Here is a 14,465-nt window from a genome sequence, read left to right as displayed (position 1 = left end):
ATATCTAAAATTTATTCGACAGTTACTGACTTTGCAAGATTCCTCGGCTTGTCAGGATCATTGCCTTTGTACACACTGCAGTAGTAAGCATACAGCTGAGTGACGATTACGGCAAGGATAGATGAGAAATAAGGATCCGTCACAGGAATCTTGAATACTTCATCCGCACATTCGTCAAACCGGTTGTTTCCTTCAAAGGTAATGGCAAGGGTTCGGGCTCCACGAGCCTTTACTTCCTTGATGTTCGAATCCATCTTGTCATAGAGGCTGGGAAGACAACAGGTAGCTACCACCAAGGTATCATCGTCGACAAGTGCAATCGGACCATGCTTGAGTTCTCCTGCGGCAAAGGCCTCGCTGTGCGTATAGCTGATTTCCTTCAGTTTCAGGGCAGATTCAAGGCTGATTGCATAATCACACTGCCTGCCTAGGTAAAATACCTTCGATTTGTTGAACTGTCTGGACGCAAACCGTTGCAGCACATCCTGCTGCCCGAGTACCTTTGCACTTTTCTCGCTCAACTCGGCAAGCTCCTCCAGGAGCCTTGTCTTCACTTCCTTGTCCTTGCACAATGCACAGGCAAGCAGATAGACACACAGCAGCTGCGTCGTAAAGGCTTTTGTGGAAGCAACTGCAATCTCCGGTCCTGCCTGCGTATAGATGACCTTGTCAGCCTCGCGGGCAACAGAGGAACCTACGACGTTGGTGATTGCAACCACCTTTGCCTTGCGTTTCTTGAGAAGCCGCAATCCCTGGAGCGTATCAGCCGTCTCACCGCTTTGGCTGATGACGATGCACAGGTCATCAGGGTTGATGATCGGGTCACGGTAGCGGAATTCACTGGCAACGTCCGCTTCGACGGGGATACGTGCAAAATGCTCTATTACATATTTTGCAACTACTGCTGCGTGATAGGCAGTACCGCATCCAAGGATGACGACCCGCTTGCACGAGGCAACATACGATTCGATGTCTCCCAAGTCAAGTTTACCTCCGTAGACCCTTGCCCTGTATGTCTGGTCGATTGCATTGGGCTGCTCACAGATTTCCTTCAGCATGAAATGTTCATAGCCGTTCTTCTGTGCGCTCTGCAGGTCCCAGTCGACATGCTCCACAGGCAGGTCAACCTTCTCTTCATCCTGGTAAATATCGACGGTATTTGCCGTAATCTTCGCAATCTGGCCGTTGTCAAGGTACTGTACTTCCCTTGTGTAGGCAAGCAATGGGGTAACGTCACTGGCAATCAGGTTGCAGCCATCGGCCCTGCCGATGACAAGCGGGCAATCCTTCCTTGCAACGACAATGGTTCCCGGTTCATTCTTGCAGATGACACCGATGGCATAGGAGCCTTCCAGACGCTTCACGGCTTCCTGCACGGCTGTCAGCAGGTCCCCGTTGTAATGGAAATCCACCAGATGTGCGACGCATTCGCTGTCAGTCTCGCTACGGAACGTCACTTTATGCTTTACCAGCCAGCTATGGAGGGACGCATAGTTCTCGATGATGCCGTTGTGCACGATGGCAATGTCACCGCTTACGTCGGTATGGGGATGGGAATTGACATCACTCGGTTCCCCGTGGGTTGCCCAACGCGTATGTCCGATACCGCAGGTACCTTCGACCGGATGTGCTGCTACCAAGGCCTCCAGCTTTGCTAACCTACCCTTGCTTTTCAGTACTTGGAGAGCTCCTTTGGTATCAATGACTGCAATACCAGCCGAGTCATATCCCCTATATTCCAACTGGGCAAGGCTGTCCAGCAATATCCGTGAGGCATCAGTACGCCCTTCCTGCCCTACAAATCCAACGATTCCGCACATATGACTTTATCTCCCTACTATCCTACTGATTTTACAACATACCTACCCAGATAACAATTGAATTCAAGTGAAAAATACACATTGGTCAAAAAAATGATTCACCAAAGGGACGTTTGTCCCTATACTATGGTCATGATTGACTATACATGCAAGACAAGCACAACAATTGAGGAAGCCTATAGGCAACTTGCGCAGATTACGCGGTTACTGAGGACTCCAGACGGCTGCCCTTGGGACAGGAAGCAGACAAATATGGATTATGCAAAATATCTCATTGACGAAACATATGAGTATCTTGATGCAATCTACAGCAAGGATATAGAAAACCGAAGCGAAGAATTGGGTGATCTGCTGGGTAATATGACGTTTATCCTACAGATAGAAGAAGATATGGGTGACCTTGACTTGAGAGATACGATTGACAAGGAAAGCCAGAAGTTGGTCCGTCGCCATCCCCATGTCTTTACCGACAAGATGGATGCAGCAGATAGTGATGAGGTATTGAAGATCTGGGATGAGGTCAAGACAAAGGTAGAAGGACGGACAACCTGCGAAAGGGATTTCTTCTCCCGCGTACCCTCACACCTTCCGTTTCTTTCCGAGGCTTATGAACTGCAGAAAAAAGCCCATAAAGTCGGTTTTGATTGGAATGATGCTGAAGAAGTCTATGAAAAGATAAATGAAGAAATTGAAGAGACCCGGGACGCAGCAGATAAAGGCAAGGAAGCTCTTACAGAAGAGATAGGTGATCTGCTTTTTTCTGTTGTAAACCTGGCCAGGCACCTGGATGTTGATCCTCAGATAGCACTCCACATTGCAAATCTTAAGTTCCGTCGACGTTTCAATGATGTAGCTGACGGTTGCCGTGAGAAGAATGTACCGATGGATAAGGCCCATATGGCAGCAATGGATGCAATCTGGAATGAAGTGAAGAAGAAAGAGAACGGTTAGAGTTTGTCTTTTGACAAACCATTGGCAGGATTCAGCCGAAGTGCCTCAGCATTGTATCGTCTTGCCATGACTCGGCTTCCCATATCGGTATATATGGATGCCTGGTATGAAGCAACATTTGACCGTATGATGGAATCTATGGATGTATCATCAAGCAATGATTGAAGATAATCGATATATCCTTCATTCAGGTAGTGCCTGTCGTACAGTTGCTTCAGGATTTTGTTAAGCTGTTCCTGTGTAAACTTACCTTTCAGAAGCAGGTCCTTTACTTCGCTTGCATTTCCACCGCCTTGGACAAGCATTGACAGGTATGTGTACGCAGGCATGTTGCCTTTGAGATAGGTAGTAAGGATTTCCTGTGCCTTTTCTTTGTCTCCAAGTATGGAGTATGCCTGGAACTGGAGCATCCTTCCCTCTTCATTTACCTCGGGAAGATGGCTTACCACAGCCAGTACAAGAGATTGTTCCCCTCTGTCCCTGGCAAGATAGGCCAAAGGCAGGCAGGCTGTAGCAGAAGAAAGCAGGAATGCACTCTTCAGATAACGGTATGCTGTTTCCTTTTTACCTAGGCCATATGAAAACTGTCCCATATAATATAAATCTTGAGAAGAGTGTACCCCTTCCTTTTGGCAGTAGCTGATGCCTTCGGAATAGTCTTCACGTGAGAGATACGCAGACAATTTCCTATCATGGACAAAAGAACAGGAAACCAGGCAAAAAGAAAGGGTACAGACGATGAACAATAGCAGTTTTTTCATCATGCACCCCCAGAAACATAAAAAAAACAAGGTCGGCAATAAGCCGGGTTCTGTATAACGATGATCATCTATCTAGGATACACGTTACCGTGTACCTCAAGCATTCTACCCGTGGATAACAGGCGGGCTACCCTATCCACTGCTTGAACTTGCTCCTGACGAGGCTTGCCGTGCCGCCTGCGTTGCCGCCGACGCGGTGGGCTCTTACCCCACCATTTCACCCTTACCCGAAGGCGGTTTGTTTTCTGTTGCGCTTTCTATAGCATTGCTGCTCCCGGGTGTTACCCGGCATCATGCCCTGTGGAGCCCGGACTTTCCTCATGTGGCAGAACCACACGCGATCATCTAGCCGACCTTGAAAAAAAACTAAAACTACAGGATGTCGTCGAAATCCTCTTCCGACGTGAAAGCATCGAGTCCCTGTGTCTCTACTTCCTCTACTTCTTCATAGTAAAGAATCCTGGAACAGTACGGACAGAACTCGATATCATGCATGGAACGGACATCGTTTACGAATTGTACCGGCAGTACCATGTGGCAACCGCAACAGACATTGTTATGTATCGGTACGATACCATTGTCTTCCTTGTTACGGACAATACTTGCAAACTTGGTATAGAGCTGCGGTGTAATGTCTTCATCAATGGAAGCCTTGCAGGTTTCCTCCAGCCGAGTCAGTTCTGCCTGCTTGTCCTTGAGAATAGCATCAATCTTACTTGTTTCTGCGCTTACTTCTGCATCAAGGGCAACCAAAGTCTCTTCATCTGAACTTTTTATGGCAACAAGGTCATTGAACTGACGTTCCTTTGCATGTAACTGTTTGAGAAGGCTCTGTTCCAAGGCATCAGCATCACTGATTTCCTTTTCCAATGCTTCGAATTCACGTTGGGTAGTGATGACTTCCATCTGTTTCATTGATTTTTCATGGGCATTCACAGCATTGGCATAGTCAAACCGTAATGTCTTGAGTTCAGCTTCATCAGTTTTTACCTGTTCACTCAATTCCTCAAATTTACTTTTGGATTTGGCAAGTACATCCTGCTTGTTCCTCAGGTCCAAGGGCAAGGACTTGATTTCATCCTCAAGCTTGAATTTCTCCTTTAAGCTATCCTGAAGAACCGCCAACTTTTCGAACACATTCTTTTGCATTGCATAACTCCAAATTTATTTATAACGAAATGCGAATCGTATAGTACAATTTTTTACAATTGAAATCAATCAGTTCATGAAGTCCTTCAACTGCTTCGCTCTCTTCGGATGGCGAAGTCTGCGAAGTGCCTTTGCTTCAATCTGCCGAATCCTTTCTCGTGTCACCCCGAAGTACAGTCCGACTTCCTCCAACGTAAGCTGGTAACCACCGTCAAGTCCGAATCTCATCTTGATGACTTCCTGCTCCCGTGGCGGCAAGGTATCAAGGACATCAGAAAGCTGCTGCTTCAACAGGTTGTATGCTGTTTGGGTTGCCGGATTCTCCACATCCTTGTCCTCAATGAAATCAGAAAGCAAGGAATCTTCTTCTTCGCCTACCGGAGTTTCAAGACTTATGGGTTCTCTGGCAACACCCTTGACGCCTTTGACCTTTTTCTCATCCCAGCCCAAACGTTCGGCAATCTGCTCGTCAGTCGGCTCCTGCCCCAGCTGTTGCATGAGCATCCTGGATTCCCGTACCACCTTGTTGATCTGTTCGATCATGTGGACAGGTACCCTGATTGTCCTTGCTTGGTCACTTATAGACCTGGTGATTGCCTGTCTGATCCACCATGTCGCATAAGTCGAGAATTTATATCCCTTTCGGTATTCAAATTTTTCGACAGCTTTGATCAGGCCTATGTTTCCTTCCTGGACAAGATCGAAGAAATGTAATCCCCTGTTGGTATATTTCTTTGCAATTGAAACGACAAGACGGAGGTTTGCACGTATCAGACGGTCCTTTGCATCCTTCATCTTCTTTCTGCCGCTTTTGATATCTACTGCCTGTGCAAGAATCTGTTCTTTCGGAGCTTCAAATTTGTATTCTATATCCCTCAGTTGCTTTTCAGTTCTCTGATAGCGGGAAATATATTCCTTGATCTCAAAGGAACTCATCATCAGCTTTTCTTCGATTGCCTTGCACTTGGACCGTGTTGCCAGTCCCCGTCTAAGCAGGAGAAAATCCTTTTGGGAAGAAATATGCAGTTTGTTTTCCAACGTCTGCATGATATCCATGAGTTCTACGATCGAAGATTCTGCTGCAATGAACTTTTCCGTGAAGGCTGTAAGTTCTTCCGGCTGTAACTCGATGCAGGAAAGCACGACCATCAGATATTCCCGTAAGGCCAGAAGATTTTCATCTTCAAGGAAAAGGCCTCCGTTGGTGATGCAGTTCTGTTTCATTTCTTCATAGACGGCAAGTGTATCCATGACATTCGGAAGTTCCTTTACGGTCTTTGATTTCGTACCGGTAATCAAACTTCGTACTTCTGTAATCTTTTCAATCAACTGTCTATATGTCTGGGTAGAGGCATCAATTACAGCATTGCCTTCAACATCAAGGTCGAGAGTCTGGCCTTCTTCTGAAATCTGGTCAAATATCCTTTCATACCAAAGAGACAAGACCCGTTCACTGAAGTTCTTGTAGAATTGATTTTCAGGGACATCAAGCTTTGGACCTGAAGACATAAGTTTGGATTTGTCTTCATCCTCGTTTTCTTCATTGTCGGCCTGCTTTACTGCTTCCATCTGCATCTTGATCAGTTTGTCATAATGCTCAAGTTGCCTGGTCTGCTTTTCCTGCAAGGTCTTGAAGTCGACGCTGATGTTTCTCTTCAGGCTTTCCCTATAGTACTGGCTATATCGTTTCTGCTCGGAAAGCAGCTCCTTGAGCTCTTTCTGGGAAAACTCCATTTCGCTTTCGTCGACTTTGGTCGCAAGTTTGGTAATGATCTCATTGAAGAAGGAAATAAGTATGCCGCTGTCATGGATGACTGAGAGTATAATCCTTGTTCCTTCTTCCATTGCCTTTGAAAGCTCGACTTCATCTTCAGCCTTGAGCAGACTTTCCTTTCCTATTTCCCGCAGGTACAGACGGATGGGGTCATCGACGTTTCCGTCCCCTTTGCTGGAAAGAACGGCTCCTTGCCTGGATGGTCTTTCCGAAAGGTCATGGGATGAACCGATGGAAGCGACATCCGGATACTTTTCGGAAGATCCTACTGTTTCATCATCCGAATTGTTCCAATCAGAAGAAAGGGAAATGGACGGAGAAAGCGTAAGGTCAGAATCCTCGCTATCATCTTCCTCTTCATCATTATCGTCATCATCATCGTCATCATCATCGTCATCTTCCTCTTCTTCATCGTCAGACTCTTCCGTATCTTCTTCGTCATTTTCGATGTCAAGATACGTGCCTTTGTCTGCATCGGAAGCCGGTGTCCCTTTGCCTGTATCTTCAGGAACAAAGGTCTCATCTTCCATATCGACATCTTCATCATCGACGAAGATATCATCTTCAGGTTCTTCTTCCATGTCAGTTCCGATGTCACCATCCGGCAATTCCGGTTCATTTTCATCATCAAGAATGAAGGCAAGCTTCACATCATGAGCCTGAAGAGCTTCCACAACTTCATCAAAAAGTTCCTTGGAACTGTCTGGTCCGATTGCTTGCTTGACATCTTCCTGTGTCAAAGCTTTCTTTTCAGAAAGCATCACTAAGTTCTTAAAGAAAGGGAGGTTTTCACCATCAAACATCCTGAAATAGTTCCTCTATGCCCTCTAAGGGAAAATCGTATCAACAGAGCGACAGACAGGCTGACCATATGGGAACCTGCCATTCACGATCCGGCAATCCAAGCACCGGCTTGGACAAATCCTTTCAACTTACTTCCTTGTATATTATTGATTTTTCTGGCAGTTTCTTTTTTCCTGTCACTGTTTTCCAAAGGCAAGTATCAGCTGGGATTTGTTCTGTTCGTTTGATTCCATGTACCTAAGCCATTGCCCCTCCAACGAAAACACATATACTATCGTGAGTTGAAGCTCAATGAAAAAAAAGTGAGTCCAACCCATTTTACGATAATAAGCAATACTGCTAAAACTACAGCAAAATTGTTCGATTGTCAACCATCTGGGTACTGTATTTAACTGTTTCCAGCCTTCTTTTTCTCTGGTTTTTATCTCTTTCGGCTCTCAGATTACATCTCAGCCAGACAATATCGGACAACATGGCCTTGGCATGACATTCCGCAGGATCCTTGGCAGTGTAACGGCCTATGAAAACAGTCATCCCTGCCTGCATAAGTTCCAATACTTGCCTTCTTTCTGCAATCCTTCCTGCAGGATCATTATCGAGGCAAAGATAGACACATTGTACCCTTTGTCGCTTCAACAATGCAATTGCTGCCTCAGAAAGATAGCATCCGCATTCTGCCAAGACAGCTTTTTCTCCTGAAACGACAAAAGCAAGGGCATCAAATGGACCTTCGACCAATATCGTCCTGCCTGCTGCTGTTATGGCTTTCCATGCCTCAGGGGCACCGTAGAACAAAGGTCTTCGTTCCAAGTATTGATTCAATCTATACTTAGGCATCCCAGTGCCGACAGTGCGCGTAAGAAATGCTTCCGTATGTCCGCTGACACAAACCAGTGGGAAAACGATATATCCTGAACTTGAAAAGGGAGCACTGTTTTTTTCAAGAGATTCGTAAGAATGGGTATGAAGCGCAGATGAAGCAAACCCGATTCCTTGTATGACGAGCTGGCTGACGGAAAATCCCCGTTTGGCAAGATATAGCGAAACGGTTTTGCTACAGTTTGCCAACTGACGGTTGTACAGGTGGCTTTGCCTGTCAAGCAACCTATCGTTTTTCATCCTGTCCTGTACCATCGTTGCTGGATTGATTCCTGAAAGACGGGCAATGGTCCTGACGGTACGTAGGAAATTCCAACCGGTAAGTTCTTGGACCAGTGTAAATACATCGCCACTACGATGACAACCGAAACAACAGAACCTTCTGTTTTGGTAAATGACAAAACTTGGATGGCGGTCTTCATGATCTGCAAAAGGACAGCGGATGACTACACGTTTTCCTGTTCTGGTTCTGCAGTTGATGTCGATTCCTGCAAACTGTGACAATGCCTCGGTGATGCTGTAGGCATGTGAAATCCTGTCGAGATCCCTTCGTGTAAATTCCATCATGGTGTCCCTCCTCCCTTATTAGCAGGAAAGAAGTCCTTTTCAGTTTCTGAAAGTGTCTATAGAGTTTATCGGCTTTGCCTTAAGGAGCATGATCTGCTTGTCCAGTTCCATTTTTTCCTGAAGCAGCTCCTCTTGTCCTTCGAGTCTGCCGTCTTCGGAAGAAAGACTGATCAGGTGCACGATGGTATTTCGCTGTTCTTCCATATTCCTCAACAGTATGCGGTCAATCAGCTCATTCATTATCCGATGGCTGTTTTCTCTGTGGAAATCAGAGAGTATGAATGAAGATTTCAAGTCAGAAAGCAATTGCGGATCATGGCATGCCTGAAGCAAGTATTCATCATTCTTGCCTTCCTGTTCTCTTCCCAAGTCCTCCAGAAGCGTATAAACCTGTCGTGCCTCGTCATCCTTAAGCTCTTCCGCATCCAGATGTTGCCTCAGTTCAACAAACAGACTGCGGTTGTTGGCAACCGTCAGCATCAGGTAAAGGTCAACCGACAACCGGTCCAAGGATAGAGGATGGACGGCAGGCTCGGCAGCCTGCTGCTGAAAGTCCTGTCGTCGGAATTGTTGTTGTGCTGAGAGATATTGCTGGTTGATGGTATTACGGTCAACTTGCAGTATTTCTGCAATAGACCTGAGGAATGTATCCTTTTCAATTTCGTTGTCCGTGGCATCAAGATAGGGACACATGGCTGCAAAGAAGTCGCCTTTGCCTTTCGGTTTCCTGATATCATGTTCTTTTCTGTTGACCTGGACCAGGTAATCAAAACCGGAAAGAGAAGAGGAAACTCCTGCATGCAAGGCTTCTGCCCCATGTGAATTGAGAACTTCCGAGGGATCTTTCCCTCCCTGCATGTCTATGACTTGGCATTCGAGTCCCAATTGCTGTAGGAGTACCACTGCCTTTTTTGTTGCAGACGCTCCTGCTGCATCATTGTCAAAAAGCAGGCTTACCTTGCTGCAGTAGCGGCTTAATAATTTGCCCTGTTCCTGTGTAAATGCCGTTCCAAGAGGCGCCATTGCCTGGGTGACACCCGCCTGATGCAAAGCCATGACATCGAAGTTGCCTTCACAGAGCAGGGCTTCCTTCTTGTCCCTCAGTGTCTGCAGTGCCTCATGGATCCCGAAAAGATTATGTTTCTTTGAGAAGATTGCTGTTTCAGGGGAATTTATATACTTGGCCTTGCTTTCTCCGTTCAGTTGCCTGCCGGAAAAAGCAATGGTCTTGTTGTCCCAGGTCCGTATGGGAAACATCAGACGGTCCTGAAAGATGGAATAAGGAAAATAGTTCTTTGAAAACAAGCCGCTTGCCTGCAACAGCACGTCGTCATAGCCTTTTTTCCTGAGGAAAGTATACAGCCATCTGCCTCCCGCCGGAGCATATCCCAAATTAAAGTTCTCTATCATTTCGTCGCTGACGCCTCGGTCTTTCAGGTATTGGCGGGCAAAGGTTGCTTGGTCTGATTTGAGCAACAAATAATGGAAAGTTGCAGACAATCTATGGTTAAGCTCATAGAGGCTTTGCCTCTGGTTACGGTTTTTCTTGTCATTTTCACTTTCTTCCCGCAGCTGTATGCCAGCCTGCGAAGCAAGTTTGGCTACAGCCTCAGGAAAAGTCAAATGATCCATTTCCATGACAAAATTGAAGATTGTACCGCTTTTGCCACAACCGAAACAATGATAGTAGCCCTTGTCATCGTGGACATAGAAGCTGGGGGTCTTTTCGTGATGAAAAGGACAGCAAGCTTTGAAATCACTTCCTCCTGCGCTGTGCAAGGTCACATACCGGCCGACTACCTGGGAAAGCGAGAGCCTTTCCTTTATCTGCGACAGCACTTCATCCGATATCTTCACCTCAGCACCTCTTCAGCAACGGGACATTTTCTTCCTGCAGTTTCAGCAGATGTCTGATCTCCTCACCTGACCGCAGCGTCCCCTTTCCTACTCCTGGGCAATACCGTGTCTCTTCCTCCCAGCTGTGCTGGTTTTCCATGATTGACGGCCAGAAGGGATAGGTCCGGCACTGCAGTGGTCTGGCTGGATAAATGCCACACCCTTCTTTTGTCAGGAAGATACAGTCAAAATTCTTTTTTTCAATCAGACTTATCTTATACCATCCTTCTCCCTGGGGTACCTTACGGCAATATGAAGCAATGAAAGATGCTTCATCAAGTTTCAGGTATGCACAGGCTGCATCCACGTCGCCTTGGTTGAGAAATACAAATCCAGGTTCTGTGCTGCAACAGTAATGGCACCCTCTGCAGGCAAAACAGAGTCCTTTATCATAAAAATGCACCATGTCTACCCCCAAGGATAAAAAAAACCTTCCTCAGCGACTGAAGAAGGTGTTCACAAGTTATGGAGAGAGAAGGATTCGAACCTTCGAAGGCGGAGCCAACAGATTTACAGTCTGCCCCCTTTGACCGCTCGGGAACCTCTCCATGCGCTCAAGACAAGTAGGAATATAGAGAAAATGAAGCATCCTGTCAACATGCTTCGCAAAAAAAAACAAAACTATTTTTTCCAACAAAGAACACCTTGCTTCCAGCTTAGACATGCTGGGCATTTTCTGCAAGGGTACAGACCGTGCAAAAAGACAGGACTAAAAAAAGAATATCGGATTTGATTGACAAAGAAAAGGAAAATCTGTACCATTCGACAGTCAAAACAGAATGGCGCTTGGAAAAGCGACTTGCCATCTTAGCTCAGCTGGCCAGAGCACGTGATTTGTAATCTCGGGGTCGTCAGTTCGAATCTGACAGATGGCTTATGAAAAAGCAGGTTATTACAAACTTAAGTTTTGAGTAACCACAGACAAACAAGAAAGCAGACCGTGGATACGATTCAAGTATAACGATTTGCTTTTTCTTTTTCCTCTGCACTTACATTCTTTGGCAACTGTAATGGTTTCAACCCATTCATTTATCTACTTCAGTAGTTTATATTATCTTACACCCTACTTTGTCTGGATAGTTCAAACTTGAATGTTACAAAAAGACTTACTTTTTTGTTTTTTTCAAACATTGAGAAAATAAAAATCTAATTTATTATAATTCTCTACTTACAAGTATAAGAAAATAAACGACAAATTTTCAAAGAACAATTTCATCGGAACCAAAGCAATTATGTACCTGTACTTATATCCTCATTTACGTTATATTTCTACTAAAAAATAAAAACTTGTTTGCTTATATATTTTATAAATATTGATAAGTAAACAACTTGAAGGGGAAAGTATTTTGAAAAGAATTCTTAACATTTTTTTGTTAATCACAAGTCTATTTTTTGTTTCCTGTTCCAGTAAACCAACTGTATCATGGAATATTTCAATTCAAGCACCTGAACAAGCGAACATACTTGTAACAGGTGATTCTATATCAGAAACAGTAAATGCCGGTACAAGTACTACGATCAAAGTCGTTGATGGAAAAACAATAACACTTCAACTTAGTATGCTTACTTCATATCAAGATCAAAACTATGAAGTATATCGCTGGAACAAGGCGACCATGGTTTCTTCAACGACTGCTACAGTTATAGCATCCGCAGATACCGAGATTAGTGTAGAATTTAAACAAAAACATTCTCTTTCAATTACAGCACCTTCCGATACTGCTTTGAATATTAGTAAAGACAATAATGTAGTGGAGACATTAACAGCCTCAGAAACTACTTCAATTGAAGGTTGGAGCGGCGATATTTATACTTTTTCTTTAATAGATGCACCTGAGCATCACGAACTAAGGTCTGACAATGATGATGTAGATATTCTAACGGAAGATTCAGCTGACTTAACCATTTCAGAGGATGAGACAATTTCTTTTTCAACTGCATTGATGCCTTGTATAACAATCGATGTACCTGATAACTACAATCTTACTTATAAGATTAATGATGGTACGCTACAGACTGTTTTAGCAGGTAAGATTGTCAGCGAATATGTAAAAAGCGGTTCAAGCATAATTGTCTCCATTGTTGATTTGGATACAAAAAATTATGAAGTTAACGAATGGAACGAACTTACAAGTTCTAGCGCAACAAGTGGTTTTATTTCTTCCATAAATGAAAATTTATCGATCAGTATCTCAGTACGACAAATTCCTAGGATAATAACCGTACAGGAGCCGAGCAAACAACAATATGTTAAGCTTTATAGAGGTTTTTGCAAAACTCACGAATGCCTGAATAAATATTCACGGATGATGCATATCCATGCAGAAGCCATGCCTGACAGCTGCAGGGGATGGAAACCGGCCGCATCACGTAGCCTTCATGGCCTGCCGCAGGCCTGCGCGCACACGCAGGACGGACGCCCTCCCGGGTGCCTGCACTCTGCCATCATTTCCATTCCTTCCTGCTATGCGCTCTTCTTCCTTGCCGCCTGCTGCCGTGCTTCCAGCACCTTGCCCATCCGCTTGACGGTCAGCAGCAGCACCGCAAGCCGCAGGTCGAAACGTGCCCTCGGCCCCCGGCCGTACAGCGCCTTCGGCAGGAAACACTCCTTCAGCTCGCTGTTGGTACGCTCCACCGTGGTCCGTGCCCGGTACCTGGCGCGTCCCGCAGGGTCCATCTCCTCCTTGGCCCCGTTGCGGTCGGCCTTGAAGTCGATGAGCGGCACCCTGCCCATGGCAAGCACCCTGTCCCTGATCGCCCCGCTGCTGTAGCCACCGTCCATGAGGGCATACAGCCAGGTGCACCGCCCTGCGGCGATGCGCAGCAGGGGGATCGCCGGCTGCGTGTCATGCACGCACGCCCCCGTCACCGCACTGGCCACCGGGATGCCGCTGTCGTCCACTGCCAGGTGTACCTTGTAGCCCACGCGCCACTGCATGTGCCCCCTGCTGTTCCGCTTCCCCGTGACCGTGCACCGCTGTTCCAGCGTGGCCAGGTAGGCATGGGGGTCCCCGCTGTCGCGCAGCTGCACCAGGCGTGCCTCCTGCCCCTTCCTTTCCTGCACCGCCTTCTCCTCTGCGCTGCCGGCCTTCGGGCGGCCCCTCCGGCCCTTCTGCCGCTTCGCCCTCACCGCAGGCTTCTCCCGTGCATCCACGGGCGTGCTGTCAAGGCTCAGGTGGCACACCGTCCTGCCTGCATAGAACTGCCTGCACAGCCGGTCATGGATCCCCCGGAAGTCCATCTCCTCCAGCAGCCGTGACGTCCGCCTGCTCACCGACGACGGGCTGGGTACCCGCCCCAGCTGTGTCACCGTCCTCAGGTTCGGGCTCGACTGCAGCAGGGCAACCGCAGCCGTGACGGTGTCCAGGCGGAAGAAGAGCAGCACCGCACGCACCGCCAGTATGTCCATCAGGCTGTAGCCCCTGCGCCCGGTACGCCCTCCCGCAGGCCGTGAAAGCCGCGTGGGGACCAGGGCAACCAGTGCCTGCCAGTAGCGCAGGAACTCCACCTCCTTCGGGGTGGGCTCAAGGAAGAAGCAGCCGCACAGGTCCTGCCGGTCGAAGAGGAGGGGTTGCAGTGAAAGGCGGTTCGGTGTACTATCCATGGTAAAGGCTCCTTTTATTCTTTTTTACAATCAAAGTATATCAAAAGCGAGCCTTTTTTCATACCCTAAAAAGAATTGTTTTTCAAGAAAAAGATGACGGTACACCTGTCCTTTGCCGTACGGGGCGGGGCTGTCCTCCCGGCACCATGGCATGCCGGTGCAGCCTTCCCCTCAGTTTCTCCCCTTTCTTTCCCTTCCGGGCACAGGCCGGGAATCCTGCTGAGAAAACTGCATATTTATGCACACTGACCCATCAGTTT

General features: G+C 46.8%; 10 protein-coding genes, 2 tRNA genes and 1 other RNA gene. 3 read left to right on the top strand and 10 right to left on the bottom strand.

All coding sequences use genetic code 11. The features are described 5' to 3' along the window. Positions 1–11: 11 nt before the first annotated feature. On the bottom strand, positions 12–1,820 hold the full coding sequence (glmS, locus tag LKE40_01845; GenBank protein MCH3916224.1) for a glutamine--fructose-6-phosphate transaminase (isomerizing): 1,809 nt from the start codon (positions 1,818–1,820) through the stop codon (positions 12–14). A gap of 93 nt (positions 1,821–1,913) precedes the next feature. On the opposite strand from glmS, the gene mazG reads away from it, so the two are divergent. Beyond that, positions 1,914–2,771, top strand: a complete 858-nt coding sequence (mazG, locus tag LKE40_01840) for a nucleoside triphosphate pyrophosphohydrolase (protein MCH3916223.1) — start codon at positions 1,914–1,916, stop codon at positions 2,769–2,771. Here the strand turns inward: mazG and LKE40_01835 are convergent. From LKE40_01835 to LKE40_01800, 8 genes are all read right to left on the bottom strand, one after another. After that, on the bottom strand, positions 2,768–3,535 hold the full coding sequence (locus LKE40_01835; protein ID MCH3916222.1) for a hypothetical protein: 768 nt from the start codon (positions 3,533–3,535) through the stop codon (positions 2,768–2,770). The two genes, mazG and LKE40_01835, sit on opposite strands and share 4 nt — an antisense overlap. Positions 3,536–3,556: 21 nt before the next feature. After that, positions 3,557–3,889, bottom strand: an RNA gene (gene rnpB / locus LKE40_01830) — RNase P RNA component class A. Positions 3,890–3,904: 15 nt separating this feature from the next. Then, positions 3,905–4,681 carry a C4-type zinc ribbon domain-containing protein gene (locus LKE40_01825; protein ID MCH3916221.1) on the bottom strand — a complete coding sequence of 259 codons (777 nt, stop codon included), beginning with the start codon at positions 4,679–4,681 and terminating at the stop codon, positions 3,905–3,907. Between the two features lie 69 nt (positions 4,682–4,750). Continuing rightward, a complete protein-coding gene (gene rpoD, locus LKE40_01820; protein ID MCH3916220.1) occupies positions 4,751–6,601 on the bottom strand; it encodes an RNA polymerase sigma factor RpoD in 1,851 nt (616 codons plus the stop codon). A 1,003-nt stretch (positions 6,602–7,604) separates the two neighbouring features. Then, on the bottom strand, positions 7,605–8,705 hold the full coding sequence (locus LKE40_01815) for a CHC2 zinc finger domain-containing protein (GenBank protein MCH3916219.1): 1,101 nt from the start codon (positions 8,703–8,705) through the stop codon (positions 7,605–7,607). Between the two features lie 39 nt (positions 8,706–8,744). Next, positions 8,745–10,562 (bottom strand): DNA primase, encoded by a 1,818-nt coding sequence (gene dnaG / locus LKE40_01810; protein ID MCH3916218.1) that lies wholly within the window; start codon positions 10,560–10,562, stop codon positions 8,745–8,747. A gap of 1 nt (position 10,563) precedes the next feature. Then, complete coding sequence (locus tag LKE40_01805) at positions 10,564–11,007, bottom strand: YkgJ family cysteine cluster protein (GenBank protein MCH3916217.1); 444 nt, start codon at positions 11,005–11,007, stop codon at positions 10,564–10,566. A 60-nt stretch (positions 11,008–11,067) separates the two neighbouring features. Beyond that, a tRNA-Tyr gene (locus LKE40_01800) sits at positions 11,068–11,149 on the bottom strand. A 253-nt stretch (positions 11,150–11,402) separates the two neighbouring features. Here LKE40_01800 and LKE40_01795 point away from each other — a divergent pair. Continuing rightward, a tRNA-Thr gene (locus LKE40_01795) sits at positions 11,403–11,476 on the top strand. Positions 11,477–13,065: 1,589 nt separating this feature from the next. On the opposite strand, the gene LKE40_01790 is transcribed toward LKE40_01795, so the two are convergent. Further along, positions 13,066–14,205, bottom strand: a complete 1,140-nt coding sequence (locus tag LKE40_01790) for a transposase (protein MCH3916216.1) — start codon at positions 14,203–14,205, stop codon at positions 13,066–13,068. Positions 14,206–14,298: 93 nt separating this feature from the next. On the opposite strand from LKE40_01790, the gene LKE40_01785 reads away from it, so the two are divergent. Next, positions 14,299–14,454: a hypothetical protein gene (locus tag LKE40_01785; GenBank protein ID MCH3916215.1), complete on the top strand. Its 156-nt coding sequence runs from the start codon at positions 14,299–14,301 to the stop codon at positions 14,452–14,454. The last annotated feature ends 11 nt before the right edge of the window (positions 14,455–14,465 follow it).

It is taken from the genome of Spirochaetia bacterium, assembly GCA_022482625.1.
Classification (GTDB): Bacteria; Spirochaetota; Spirochaetia; order Sphaerochaetales; family Sphaerochaetaceae; genus Pleomorphochaeta.
Note: the sequence above shows the minus strand (reverse complement) of the source record. Positions and strands in the feature narration are given on the sequence as shown.